Genomic DNA, 12,029 nt, shown 5'->3' on the forward strand with positions numbered 1-12,029 from the left:
ACCCACCATCCGGCACGCCTCGGACACGTTACCGAGCTCCTCAGCCAGCTCGAGCACACGCCGGCGCCGCTGATAGATGATCTCTGTCGGGGTCATGGTGATGGACTCCTCTGGGTCAGTGGAACGAGCCACGGGTCCATCACCACCCCCACACCAACGGTGGGGTAGCGGCGAGTAGGAGGTGGTGCGGATGTTCGGCGGAAGGCAACGGTGGTTCCGTGGGAGGCCCCCACGGGTCATGTGTCGCATCGGCGCGGCATCGGCGGCGATCACGATCGTCACGATCCTCCTGGTCCTCGCTGCCTCGGCGGTGCAGGCCCAGGACATCCCGGCGGGTGGCACGCTCGTGAACCGATCCGAGTGGGCCCAGCAGCCTCCTGGCGGTGCGGTCACCCAGGAGGTGGCCGGGGACGTGGTGAAGGTCTGGGGATGCGTGCGGTGGGAGCAGCTCACCCGGGCCGGTGCACCAGATCTCACCTGTGGCTACCTGTTCATCCCCCACGGCCCACCTGCCGGCCAGCAACCACCGCGGCCGGGTCAGGTCTGGCGATGCACGAAGGGGCCGAACGCGGTCGGCTACACGGTTCCGTTCAACGGGGTGTGCGGGTGGTACGACAGCTCGCAGCTCCCCGCGGGGGCGTTCGAGCCCGACCCGGAGGTGACCGAGCGCTTGCAGCAGGAGTACCTCCGAGCCGCCGAGGCGCTCCCGCCGCTGGAGCGCGAGCCGGACGTGCAGGTGCGGATCGAGAAGGGCCAGGCCGACGACGGACCCGGTGACATCAACCTGGCGGCCAAGTTGGTCGCGCTGGCGCTGGTGTGGGGCGGTGCGGCCGGGCTGACCTACTTCCTGTTCAAGTGGCGGCTCAACCGGCGCCAGCGGCGGGCCGTCGAGTGGGCGATGCGCGAGGGTGATCGCCGCCGGCAGGCCGGCGAGAGCGGCGCCGAACCAGGATCGGTCGGTGGTGGCCTGGCCATCTCGGCCGACCAGGTCAAGGGTGCGGCGACGGGCTTCGCCGATTGGGCTGGTGCCGGTCCCATCGTCGAGCAGATGGGCAACCTCGAGGAGTTCCGCGACCGGGTGAACGACGTGGCGGACCGCATGGAGCGCGACCGCGAGCGGGAGATCCAGAGGATCATGACCGAGCAGAACTGCGACCGCGAGATGGCGGAGTACTACTACGCGCACAGCTACCACATCGGCCGAGGTGGGGACTACGTGAAAGACGTGGGGCGTGCTGCGGCCCGCACCTGGATGCCCGATGAGGTGGAGCGGATGCTCCCGCCGGAGGAGTGAGCGCTGGCGGGCCCTTCACCGGCCGGGCAGCCTGCACGCAGCCGGAGGATCAGCCGAACAGCACCCGGTTCGCGTCGGCCTCGGCGATCAACTGGTCGGCGTCCGGGCGCAGCAGGAACCCCGCGGCCACCGCTCGGTCCGCCGAGGCCCGGAACGCCTCCACGTAGCGGTCCGCCGTCCCGTACCGCTCGACGAGCGTCGCCCGGTCGAAGGGGATCGTCTGCCCGAACAGCAGGCACACGCCACCCGACCCGCTGGCCAGGTCCGCCAGCGTCGCACCACCGGGTGGGTCACCGGTAAGGGTCGCCACCGGCACGTCGACCAGCGGGTTTCGCACCCCGCCGAGGGCGATCCCGTCGGCGGCCCGGGCGATCTGCTCGTCACCGGGGGCGAGCTCGATGCGCTCGGCGGCGGGGGGAGGTTCACCCCCGGCGACCCAGGCCACCAGGTGGTGCAGCGCGGCTTGGACCACCTCGTGCTGCGGGCCGGTGTTGATGAGCTGGGGGCAGCCGAGGAGAGAACCAACACCGGGATCTCGTGGCCCGCCGATGATCGAGCGCAGCACGTGGGCGTCCGCGTGCGCGGTGCCGGCCACCTCCCAGGTCCGGATCCGGTCGGTGTCGGGCTGGCGGGCCCGGGCATAGCCCAGCAGGGTGAGGTCGGTCTCCGTCTCGAAGAGGAAGACCGGCTCGTCCAGGTCGGTGCGCAGGCGGACCGCCTGTTGGAGCGCGGCTGACACGTCCTGGCCCGAGCGGGCACGTAGGAAGTCCCCGTCGAGAGGCGCGACGTTGGCCCCCCGGCTGTGGATCAGGAACCCGTCGAACACCGGGTCGAGCGGGTGCAGCGCGTTGACCAGCGTGGACAGGAAGATCGCCGACTGTGACTCGCCGACCGCGAGCACCTGTGTGGGTTGGAGGTCACCGAGCAGGGCACCCGGCTCGGTCTGCAGGGCCCGGCCGACCTGGCTGAAGATGTCGAACGAAAAGGCATCACCGGGATGGGCGAGCGGGCCGTAGCGCTGTGGGTCGGTGCTCTTCAAGCCGCTGCTGGTCGGCGCGCCGCCCACCTCCTGCGCCGCCTGCTCATCGACCTGCACGTCGAGGATGGTCCGGCCACCTTCGACGCCCTGCGCTTGAGCGCTGACCCCGACGTAGGCGTGGCCCTCGCGGCCGATCTCCCCGGCTAGGTACCCCCAGTCGGGTGCGGCCTCGATGGCACTCACGTTGAACCACTCGACCACCACCGTGCCGCTGAAGCGCGCCGGGTCGGCCGGCCGTCGGGCGATCACCCGGGTTCGGTAGGGGGCCTCGCCGGCTGGCTCCACCGTCCAGGAGCCATCGTCGGGCGTGTCGAGCGCGGCGAAGCGGGTCGCGGTGCCGCCGACGAAGAACTCCTCCTGGAGGTACCCCTCGGGCAGGGCCGTCGCAGGTTGCGGGAGCACCACGCCGTTGCCCTCGACCGCCGGGCGGGTGATCTCCTGCGGCGCTCGACCGGCGACGGTGCTCCTCGTCGTGGAACCCGTCCCACCAGCGACGTCGGAGTCTGCGCCTTCACCGGACGAGCAGCCTGCGGTCGCCGCGATGGCTACGACCGCGACCAGGAGTAACGAACGCCCCCGACGTGTCCCGCGCATGATCGCCTCCCCTCGACGGCATGACCGTACTCGCCGCCACCACCAGGAAGCGGACTGGTCCCCGGGGTCATGCGACCCACCTCGCCGGGAACGTCGCCGTCGGCGAGCGCGGGGGTGATGTGGCGGGCCACCGTGCCCTGTTGTCCCCGCCAACCGAGCGGCTGATCGGCGGAGCTGCTTCGCTGGTCGGTGATGGAAGAGGGGCTGCCGCTCAGCGTCGCGGCGCGCGAGGTGTTGGCTGAGCGCTACCTGCGCCGTGACCGCACCGGACAGGTGGTGGAGTCGCCGGGTGAGCTCTTCGCCCGGGTCGCGGCGGCGATCGCCTCGGTCGAGTCCCGCTACGGCCAGGATCCGACGTCGTGGGCGCTGCGCTTCGAGCAGCTGATGCGTGATCTCACGTTCCTGCCAAACTCGCCGACGTTGATGAACGCGGGAACCGAGATCGGGGTGCTCTCGGCCTGCTTCGTGCTGCCCATCGAGGACTCGCTGCGGTCGATCTTCGGCACCCTGGCCGACGCGGCGTTGATCCACCAGGCCGGTGGCGGCACGGGCTTCTCCTTCTCCCGCATCCGTCCCGCGGGTGATCTCGTCGGCACCACCGGCGGGCGGGCCAGTGGCCCCCTCTCGTTCCTGCGGCTCTACGACACCGCGGCCGACGTGATGCGCGAAGGTGGCCGGCGGCGGGCCGCCAACATGGCCGTACTGGAGGTCTCCCACCCCGACATCGAGGCCTTCGTGGCGGCCAAGCACGATCTCCAGGAGCTGCACACCTTCAACCTCTCGGTGGGCGCCACCGACCGGTTCATGCGGTCCGTGGTCGAGCGTGAGCGCTTCGAGTTGGTCAACCCGCGCACCCGGCGGTCCGCGGGCCACATCGACGCCCGCGAGCTGTTCGAGCAGATCTGTGAGGAAGCCTGGCGCAGCGGGGACCCCGGCCTCGTGTTCCTCGATCGCATCAACCGGGCGAACGTGCTGCGCAGCGTCGGCCGTATCGAGGCCACCAACCCCTGCGGGGAGGTGCCGCTGCTGCCCGGCGAATCCTGCAACCTGGGCTCGATCAACCTGGCCCGCCTCGTCGAGCGCGGCTGCCTCGACCGGCGGCGCCTGGGGGAGGTGGTCACGACCGCGGTGCGGTTCCTCGACGATGTCATCGACGCCGCCACCTATCCGACCCCCGAGACCGAAGCCGCCGCGCACGGCTCCCGCAAGATCGGGCTCGGCGTGATGGGGTTGGCCGAGCTGCTCGCGCTCCGAGGTGTCGCGTATGACAGCGAGCTGGGGATACGGACGGCCGCCAACGTCATCCGCACGATCGCCGGCCACGCGGTGCGAGCGAGCGAGCAACTCGCCGAGGAGCGCGGACCGTTCCCCCTCTGGGAAGTCAGCACGCTCGCTCGCCGTGGCCGCCGGCCGCGCCGCAACGCGCAGCTGCTGTCGATCGCACCGACCGGGACCATCTCGCTGCTGGCCGGCACCACCGCCGGCATCGAGCCCGTCTTCGCCGTCGTGTACTCCCGGCAGCTGCTCGGCGCTGCCCACCTGGAGGTGAACCGAGCGTTCGAGACCGTCGTGCGCGAGGCCGGGCTGTGGTCCACCGACCTTCTCGACCAGCTCGCCGCCACCGGAAGCGTAAAGGACATCGACGGGCTCCCGCGCGCGATCAAGCGGGTGTTCCGCTCGGCGCTGGAGATGGCCCCCGCCTGGCACGTGCGGATGCAAGCCGCCGTGCAACGCCACGTCGATGCCGCGGTGTCCAAGACCGTCAACCTCCCGAACGACGCCACGCCCCGCGACATCGGGAACCTCTACCGGCTCGCCTGGCGGTCGGGGGTGAAGGGCATCACCGTCTACCGCGACGGCAGCCGGCCGGACCAGGTCCAGCGACGCCTCGCCCCGGCCGGCAGCGAGGCGGCGGTCGCCGTGGCCCCCACCTTCTCGGGGGGATGCTCCGCTCGCGAGTGCCACTACTGATCGCTGCCGGATGGCCTCGGGCCGCTCGATCGGCCACGCTGAGGGGATGCCCACCGAGGAACTGGATGACCGCGAGGTACGAGCGCGATCCCCGCGCTCCGAGCCGGGCCGCGATCCTCGCGCGGAGCTGGCCGCCACCGCGGCGGTCGCCGGCGGGGCGGCACCTGCCGATCCGGTGGATCGCCTCCTGGAGCTGTTCGACCTCGAGGCGCTGGGCGACGACCGGTTCGAGGTGCCCAACCCCGACCGGGGCTTCGGGGAGCGGGTGTTCGGTGGCCAGGTCGCGGCACAGGCCCTGCGGGCCGCGCAGCTCACGGCTCCTTCCGGGCACCAGGCACATTCGCTGCACGCGAACTTCCTGCTCGGCGGGCGCCCCGGCGAGCCCATCGTCTACGAGGTCGACCGCCTCCGCGACGGCCGCTCCTTCAGCACCCGGCGAGTCGAGGCCCACCAGGGTGACGAGCGGATCTTCACCCTCGTCGCATCGTTCCACCGGGACGAGCCGGGTGCGGAGTACCAGAAACCGATGCCCGACGTGCCGGCGCCGGCCGACAGCCCGACCCGAATGCTGTTCATCCCCGAATCGGAGCGACCGCGGCTGCCGTTCGAGCTGCGGGAGATCGGCGGCACCGAGCCCGACGAGCACGGCTGGATCGCATCCACCCGGCGCGCGTGGATGCGCCTCACCCGCCGGATCGACGACGACCCCGCAGTGCACCAGTGCGTGCTCACCTTCTTCTCCGACATGGGGGCGGTGTTCATGGCCTGGGCGCCGCTGCCCGATCAGCCCTTGGATCGCCTCATGGGGGCCAGCCTCGATCATGCCGTGTGGTTCCACCGGCCGATCCGGGCCGACGACTGGTTCCTCTACGACGGTCACGCGGTGTCCAACGCCGGCAGCCGGGGCCTGATGCGGGGCACCATGCACGGCGAGGAGGGCGTGCTGGGTCTCTCCGTCGCCCAGGAAGCCCTGCTCCGGGTCGTGCGCTGAGCGAGGACCTCCCGGATGGATCCCGACCGCTGCACCAGCGCCACGGCGACGATACAGCAGCACCGGCGTACCCCGTGCTCCGCGACCTCCACCACTTCGGTCGCACCGTCGAGCGTCAGGACGCGGCCACCGACCTGTCGTCGTCCGGCGGTCCCGGGGTCCGCGCCTGGGCACACAGGTCGCCTGCAGGCCACGATCGCGGTGGTGGACCACGATCCCCGGCAGGACTGGCGCGACGACCGCACGCTCGTGGCCGTGCAGGAGCGGCTCGGTGGAGCCGAACCGGCGCCCTGGCAGCCCGAGTCGGGCCGCCCGCTCATCGCGGCGGGGTGCTTCGTGGCGTTCGCCAGGGGGGTGAGCAGGGGCCGGGCCACGTCGGCGATCACGCCTGGTGCGCGGCGGTACTGGTCGATGAGCACGGTCGGCTGCGGTCGGGGGTTGTGGTCCCGGCGCTGGCTGAAGCGAGCTACGCCCCGGGCATGCTCGCCCGTCGCGAAGGCTCCATGCTGCTCGACGCCTTGGAGGCGCTCGATGGCCGGCCTGACGTGGTGCTGGTGGCCCACGCGGCCTGGCGGACCAGCACCGAGGTGGCGGTCGAGGTGGTGTTGCGCAGCACCGGCACTGCTCGGACCCCCAGCCGTTGCGGCGGGCCCGCTGCCTGGCCCGCGAGGCCCGCTCGGAGGGTGTCGACGACCTCATCGAACAGACGTTCGTCTAGAGTGGCGGGTGTGGGCTCCGCTGAGCACGCGACGATCCTGCACGCCGACCTCGACGCGTTCTACGCGTCGGTCGAGCAGCTCCTCGACCCCCGCCTGCGCGGCAAGCCGATCGCCGTGGGAGGCGGGGTGGTGCTGGCGGCGTCCTACGAGGCGAAGGCGTTCGGGGTACAGGGCGGGATGGCGGCCTGGCGGGCCCGGCGGCTGTGCCCCCACCTGCAGTTCGTCGGTGGGCGGTTCCGCGAGTACCAGCACCTCGGCGACCGGGTCATGCGGGTCCTCGGGGACTTCACCCCGGCCGTCGAGCGAATCTCGATCGACGAGGCGTTCCTCGACGTGCGCGGCTCGACGCGCCTGTTCGGCGCGCCAGTGGAGATCGCTCGCCAGATCCGCGACCGGGTCCGCACCGAGATCGGCCTGCCCGTCTCGATCGGGGTGGCGACCACGAAGCACCTGGCCAAGGTGGCCTCGCAGGTGGCCAAGCCGGACGGACTGGTGGTCGTTGAGCCGGGGCAGGAGCGGGCGTTCCTCGATCCGCTCCCCGTCGAGTTGCTCTGGGGTGTCGGGCGCGTGACCCGGGAGCGGCTGGCGAGGGCGGGCATCCGCACCGTAGGGGAGCTGGCCGCGATGTCGCCCGCGGCCCTCGAACGGCTGGCCGGTCTCGCCGCTGGCCGGAAGCTGTCATCGCTCGCAGCCAACGCCGACCCGCGACGGGTGGCGCCGGGTGGGCGGTCGCGATCGGTGGGCGCGCAGTCGGCGCTCGGTCGACGGGAGGCCACTGCCGACCTCCTGCAGGCGGTGCTCGGGCATCTCGCCGACCGGGTCGCCACCCGGCTGCGAGCCGCTCGGCGGGCCGGTCGGACCGTCACCGTGACCGTACGGTTCCCCGGCCTGCGCACCGTCAGCCGTTCGGCCACCCTCCCCGCGCCGGTCTCGACCACCCTGACCCTCACCGAGGTGGCGGTGGACCTGGCGCAGCTCGTGCTCGACGAGCAGCCGCTCGAGCGGGAGGTCACGTTGCTCGCCATCTCCGTCTCGAACCTGGTCGACGAGCTCGCGCTGCAGCTCGAGCTGCCGCTGGGGCTCGACGGAGGCCGCCGCCCGGGCACGCCCGGCGGGTCGGCCCGGTGGGCGATCGATCGAGCCGTGGACGGCGTGCGTGCGAAGTTCGGCCGCCGGGCGGTGGGCTACGCCGGCGTGGCGCTCGCGGACGTCGGCGGTGTGCCCGAGGAGTTCCGGGAGCTGGCCGAGGCCTAGCGCCGGGAGCGGCGTGACGCTGGCCCTCGGGCGTCGCGGGTCTGAGCTGCTCGGACGTCGCCCACTCACCGAGCCGGCTGGCTGAAACCCCGGGGGTGCGGGGCCGAGCTCCGCTCGGTGCCCGGTCCCGGACCTCCCGCCCGCCGGGCCAGGAACGGCACCACGGGAGCGTGGCCCGCTGCTTCCTCGCCGGCGAGGAAGCGCCGGAGCGCGGCGGCCATCTTCGCGGCCCGTTGCTTGGCGGTGGCGGCTCGCGGCCCCTCGAAGTGTGCGTCGACCGTCGCCGCGAACAGCTCCAGCCAACGCTCGAAGTGTGCGTCGGTGAACGGGAACCGCTGGTGGGCGGGCTCGTGGGCCCGCAGGGGGTTTCCCGTATAGCCACGCTCACCGAGCAGCTGCCACGACCAGAAGTCGGTCAGGGTGGCGATGTGTGCCGGCCAGTCCACGCCCATCCCCTCGAAGATGGGTCCGAGCAGGTCATCGGTCGCCACGTCCCGGTAGAAGGCGTGCACCAGCAGTTCGACGTGCTCCCGGATGTCGAGATCGCGGGGCGTGGGCTCGCTGGTCATCTCCTCAGGTCTGACTCGAGGGCCAGGACCGCGGGGAACAGCACGTTGCTCTCCTTGTGCACGTGCAGGTGGACGTCGGCTTCGAGCGCCGCGAGACCTTCGTACAGCGCGGTGTAGCTGGCACAGGCATCCGCGGGCGGCGTGAAGCCGGCGGTCAGCGTCCGCAGCTGCGCGAGCAGCTCGCCCGTGCGGTCGTGCTCCGCCAGCATCACCCGGATCGGCGCCTGGAGCGTGCCGCAGTGCAAGGCCGGACGCGTCGTGGCTCCGGCGAGCTCGCGGATCATGGGGAACAGGACCTGTTCCTCTTTCGCCAGGTGCGGTTCGAGGTCGGCCCGCAACGCCTCGACCAGCTCCGCCACGTGCACCAGCTCCGGATGCCGGCCGCCATGGACACCGGCGACCTTGGTGGCCAGTGCTTGCAGGCGGGGCAGCTCGGCGTCGAGGGCCGCGTGGTGGGTGGCCACGATGTGATCGACCAGCTCCGCGGGGTCCATGGCTCCCCACTCCGGTGCCGGAACGGCCGGCTCGGCGGCGAGCTCGGCCACCACCTGGTCGGGATCGATGCCCCGAGCGGCGCAGGCGTCTCGAAGCCGTTGGGCTCCGCCGCAGCAGTAGTCCAAGCCGTGTCGCTCCAGCACCCTGGCGGCAGCAGGGTTGGCGGTCACGAGCGAGGCGAGCGTCGGATCCTCGGTCATGGAAGTGCTCCTTCCTTCACGCGAGATGGAACCCGAGCGCCGTGGCGATGACGACCGAGAGGCCCATCACCGACTGGCGGATGCCGAGCACCTTGGGGGCGACGCGCTGGTCGGCGGTGAAGCGCTGGACGGCGATCACCGCCACGACCGCGACCGCACCGGCGGCGAAGGCCCGATCAGCGACGGTGGCCGCGGCTGCCAGCACGACTGCCAGGAGGTCAGCGGCCACGAGCGTCCGGTCGGACGTCGGTCGCTCGTGGAGCCGGGCGATCTGTGCCCGGACGTGGGGGATCGCGGTGGTGACCCGCGCCCCGAGGATCAACCATGCTGCGGCCGCCTCGGTGGAGGCGTGGGCGCCCGCGATCATGATCATGGCCGCCGCTGCGCTGACGCCCACCGCCCCGGCGAGCTCCGGTGCGAGCCGGTGGCTGCGCGACCGCCTGTCGAACCACAGCTCCAGAGCCACGAGAGGGGTGGCGGCCAGCGCGGGCCACCAGAGGCGGGTGCCGGCGAGGAGGGTTGCGCCGGCGGCGAGGACGACGAGGATTGCGCCCTCGACCAGCACCACGGTGCGGGCGAGCTGGGTGCGGGCGAGGTCGCGACCCCGATGGTGGTCGACGAGCACCACCCGCAACGGTTGGCGCAGGAGGAAGGCACCCACGGCGGCCAAGCCGAGCAGCACACCGGCGATGCTCGGGGCGATGAGCAGCCCGAGGAGCACCGGCTCCCCGGTGAGGCCCCAGCCGCCGTGCTCGTTCGGCACCGCGACGGACCGCAGGGTCGACGGAGATCGGGGGGCGACGGCGACGCCTGGCTGCTTCATCGCGAGCCCCGACCGGCGAGGCCTGCCAGCGTGGTGTCCGACAGGTCCTGCAGCAGGAGGGTGCGTGCCCGAGACCACGGTACGTGCAGCGCGCAGTATCCACCCCGGCTGCACGGGCGATCCTCCAGGACGCAACCCGCGGTGTCGGTGGGCCCTTCGACCGCCTCGATCACCTCGAGCACCGACAGCGCGTCGAGATCGGTCACGAGGGTGTAGCCCCCGGTGGGCCCGGGATCGGAGCGGACCCAACCCCGGCTCACCAGGGGCGTCATGGCTTGGGCCAGGAAGCCGGGCGAGGCGTCCACCCGTGCGGCCAGCTCCGCTGCTTTGAGCCGGCCTCGTGCCGCGCCGAGGGTCAGCAGGGCGCGGGTGGCGAGATCGGCCCGGCGGGTGATCTCTAGTCGCATAGTAAAAGACTACAGATTGCGCGGGCGATGGCATGACGTTCTGCCCTTCCCGCCGGGGTCCGGTTGTGCCTGGATGGAGAGGTGACCGTGGAGCGGTTGAGCATGCTCGACGCCGAGTTCCTCCACCTGGAGGACGGTGTCGCCCACATGCACATCGCCGGGATCTCGGTCTTCGAGGGGCCGAGCCCGACGATCGACGACCTGCTGCGCCTGCTCCGCTCGAAGATGCACCTCATTCCCCGGTACCGCCAGCGGGTGCGAAGCGTGCCCTTCGAGTTGGGTCGACCCGTCTGGGTCGACGATCCGCACTTCAACCTCGAGTACCACGTGCGGGCCACGGCGTTGGCGCGTCCCGCCGACGACGAGGCGCTGTGCCGGCTCATGGGCCGGCTGATGTCCCAGCCGCTCGATCGCAGCCGGCCGCTGTGGGAGAGCTGGCTGGTGGAGGGGTTGTCCGGTGAGCGCTGGGCGCTGATCTCGAAGGTGCACCACTGCCTGGTGGACGGGATCTCCGGTGTCGACCTGCTCACGGTGCTCCTCGACATCGAGCGCGACGCAAAGGTACCGGACCCGCAACCGTGGACCCCGCAGCCTGAACCGCCCGCCCCCGCGCTGGTGCTCGACGCGTGGGCCGGGCTGGCGCGGGACGCGGCGGGTCTGGCGCAGCGGGCGGTGGCCGCCATGCGGGACCCGCTGGCGGCCGCCCGCTCGCTCACCCGGACCGGTGCCGGTCTCGCCCAGTTCGGGCGGCACCTGGCGCCCACTCCACCGCTGTCGATCGAGGGAGCGATCGGACCCCACCGGGTGTGGGCGCATGCCGAGGCCTCGATGGACGACGTTCGCCGCATCCGTCAGGTGTTCGGAGGAACGCTGAACGACGTGGTGCTGTCGGCAGTGGCCAACGGCTACCGCGAGCTCCTGCTGGTGCGGGGTGACGATCCGGACTCGGCGGTCGTGCGCAGCCTGATCCCCGTGTCGGTGCGGGGCGAGGACGCCCGCGGCATGCCCGACAACCGCGTCTCCGCGGTCCTCTGCGAGCTGCCCGTCCACCTCTCGGAGCCGCTGGAGCGGCTCGCCGCGGTCCGGGACCAGATGACCGCGCTCAAGCACTCGTACATGACCGAGGCCGGCGAGGCGGTGACCACGGTCGGCGAGCTCGCACCGCCCATGGTGGTCGGCACGGTCAGCCGCTGGGCGATCAGACTGCTGCACGCGCTGCCCCAACGCTCCATCAACACCGTCACCACCAACGTCCCCGGGCCGCAGTTCCCCCTGTACTGCCTCGGACGGGAGATGCTCGAGTACCGGCCGTTCGTCCCGCTCAGCCACGGTGTGCGGGTCGGCACCGCGATCCTGTCCTACAACGGGCGGCTGTCGTTCGGGGTCACGGGTGACTTCGACACCGTTCCCGAGGTCGGGATCCTCGCCGCCGGCATCCCCTCGGCGATCGACGACCTCCTACGTGCTGCCGGCTGATCGGCGCCCGGGCTCGCGATCGCCGATGCGGCGGCCTGGCCGGATCACCGCCCCGGTGCCGGAGACGACGTGTCGCCGCCACCGCTGCTCCGTTCGGGCATGGCGGGCGCGGCCGCCAGCTCCGCCAGGTGTGCCCCCCAGCTTCGGGCCCGCTCGTCTTCGCCCCCGAGCAGACGGTTCTCCTTGTCCACGAGGAA

Annotated in this window: 11 protein-coding genes; 5 read left to right on the forward strand and 6 right to left on the reverse strand. The window is 72.1% G+C overall.

Annotated features, from left to right (window positions below; translation table 11 throughout):
• The first annotated feature begins 238 nt into the window (after window positions 1-238).
• On the forward strand, window positions 239-1,294 hold the full coding sequence (locus HZF19_RS10825) for a hypothetical protein (RefSeq protein WP_208028795.1): 1,056 nt from the start codon (window positions 239-241) through the stop codon (window positions 1,292-1,294).
• 49 nt (window positions 1,295-1,343) lie between these two features.
• Here HZF19_RS10825 and HZF19_RS10830 read toward each other — a convergent pair whose 3' ends face one another.
• Complete coding sequence (locus tag HZF19_RS10830; RefSeq protein WP_208028796.1) at window positions 1,344-2,927, reverse strand: alpha/beta hydrolase domain-containing protein; 1,584 nt, start codon at window positions 2,925-2,927, stop codon at window positions 1,344-1,346.
• A gap of 192 nt (window positions 2,928-3,119) precedes the next feature.
• Here HZF19_RS10830 and HZF19_RS10835 point away from each other — a divergent pair, with 192 nt between their 5' ends.
• The 3 genes from HZF19_RS10835 to dinB all read left to right on the forward strand — a co-directional run bounded on the left by HZF19_RS10835 (window position 3,120) and on the right by dinB (window position 7,862).
• Complete coding sequence (locus HZF19_RS10835) at window positions 3,120-4,898, forward strand: adenosylcobalamin-dependent ribonucleoside-diphosphate reductase (RefSeq protein ID WP_208028797.1); 1,779 nt, start codon at window positions 3,120-3,122, stop codon at window positions 4,896-4,898.
• 46 nt (window positions 4,899-4,944) lie between these two features.
• Window positions 4,945-5,889 (forward strand): acyl-CoA thioesterase, encoded by a 945-nt coding sequence (locus HZF19_RS10840; RefSeq protein ID WP_208028798.1) that lies wholly within the window; start codon window positions 4,945-4,947, stop codon window positions 5,887-5,889.
• Between the two features lie 479 nt (window positions 5,890-6,368).
• Window positions 6,369-7,862 (forward strand): DNA polymerase IV, encoded by a 1,494-nt coding sequence (gene dinB / locus HZF19_RS10845; protein WP_208028799.1) that lies wholly within the window; start codon window positions 6,369-6,371, stop codon window positions 7,860-7,862.
• A 65-nt stretch (window positions 7,863-7,927) separates the two neighbouring features.
• Here dinB and HZF19_RS10850 read toward each other — a convergent pair whose 3' ends face one another.
• Genes HZF19_RS10850 through HZF19_RS10865 form a run of 4 tightly spaced genes read right to left on the reverse strand, consistent with a single transcriptional unit; the run spans window position 7,928 to window position 10,356 of the window.
• Window positions 7,928-8,431: a group III truncated hemoglobin gene (locus tag HZF19_RS10850; RefSeq protein ID WP_208028800.1), complete on the reverse strand. Its 504-nt coding sequence runs from the start codon at window positions 8,429-8,431 to the stop codon at window positions 7,928-7,930.
• The gene (ric, locus tag HZF19_RS10855) at window positions 8,428-9,126 is read right to left on the reverse strand and encodes an iron-sulfur cluster repair di-iron protein (RefSeq protein ID WP_208028801.1); all 699 of its coding nucleotides are present in this window, start codon (window positions 9,124-9,126) and stop codon (window positions 8,428-8,430) included. The genes HZF19_RS10850 and ric overlap by 4 nt, the downstream gene beginning before the upstream one ends.
• Before the next feature lie 16 nt (window positions 9,127-9,142).
• Complete coding sequence (locus HZF19_RS10860) at window positions 9,143-9,949, reverse strand: YwiC-like family protein (protein ID WP_208028802.1); 807 nt, start codon at window positions 9,947-9,949, stop codon at window positions 9,143-9,145.
• Window positions 9,946-10,356: an RrF2 family transcriptional regulator gene (locus tag HZF19_RS10865; protein WP_208028803.1), complete on the reverse strand. Its 411-nt coding sequence runs from the start codon at window positions 10,354-10,356 to the stop codon at window positions 9,946-9,948. Before HZF19_RS10865 ends, HZF19_RS10860 begins: the two co-directional genes overlap by 4 nt.
• Window positions 10,357-10,443: 87 nt before the next feature.
• On the opposite strand from HZF19_RS10865, the gene HZF19_RS10870 reads away from it, so the two are divergent.
• Entirely contained in the window at window positions 10,444-11,832 is a 1,389-nt protein-coding gene (locus HZF19_RS10870; protein ID WP_208028804.1) for a WS/DGAT/MGAT family O-acyltransferase, read from the forward strand.
• A gap of 44 nt (window positions 11,833-11,876) precedes the next feature.
• Here the strand turns inward: HZF19_RS10870 and HZF19_RS10875 are convergent, their stop codons facing one another.
• Window positions 11,877-12,023, reverse strand: coding sequence for a hypothetical protein (locus HZF19_RS10875; protein WP_208028805.1), 147 nt, complete (start codon window positions 12,021-12,023; stop codon window positions 11,877-11,879).
• Between the last annotated feature and the right edge of the window lie 6 nt (window positions 12,024-12,029).

The sequence above is a fragment of the Rhabdothermincola sediminis genome (genome assembly GCF_014805525.1).
In the GTDB taxonomy this organism is placed as follows: domain Bacteria; phylum Actinomycetota; class Acidimicrobiia; order Acidimicrobiales; family Acidimicrobilacustridaceae; genus Rhabdothermincola; species Rhabdothermincola sediminis.

Coding starts and splice junctions, on each gene's coding strand:
- HZF19_RS10835 (WP_208028797.1), top strand. CDS start 3,120: ATGGAAGAGGGGCTGCCGCTCAGCGTCGCGGCGCGCGAGGTGTTGGCT.
- HZF19_RS10830 (WP_208028796.1), bottom strand. CDS start 2,927: ATGCGCGGGACACGTCGGGGGCGTTCGTTACTCCTGGTCGCGGTCGTA.
- HZF19_RS10825 (WP_208028795.1), top strand. CDS start 239: ATGTGTCGCATCGGCGCGGCATCGGCGGCGATCACGATCGTCACGATC.
- HZF19_RS10840 (WP_208028798.1), top strand. CDS start 4,945: ATGCCCACCGAGGAACTGGATGACCGCGAGGTACGAGCGCGATCCCCG.
- ric (WP_208028801.1), bottom strand. CDS start 9,126: ATGACCGAGGATCCGACGCTCGCCTCGCTCGTGACCGCCAACCCTGCT.
- HZF19_RS10850 (WP_208028800.1), bottom strand. CDS start 8,431: ATGACCAGCGAGCCCACGCCCCGCGATCTCGACATCCGGGAGCACGTC.
- HZF19_RS10860 (WP_208028802.1), bottom strand. CDS start 9,949: ATGAAGCAGCCAGGCGTCGCCGTCGCCCCCCGATCTCCGTCGACCCTG.
- HZF19_RS10865 (WP_208028803.1), bottom strand. CDS start 10,356: ATGCGACTAGAGATCACCCGCCGGGCCGATCTCGCCACCCGCGCCCTG.
- dinB (WP_208028799.1), top strand. CDS start 6,369: ATGCTCGCCCGTCGCGAAGGCTCCATGCTGCTCGACGCCTTGGAGGCG.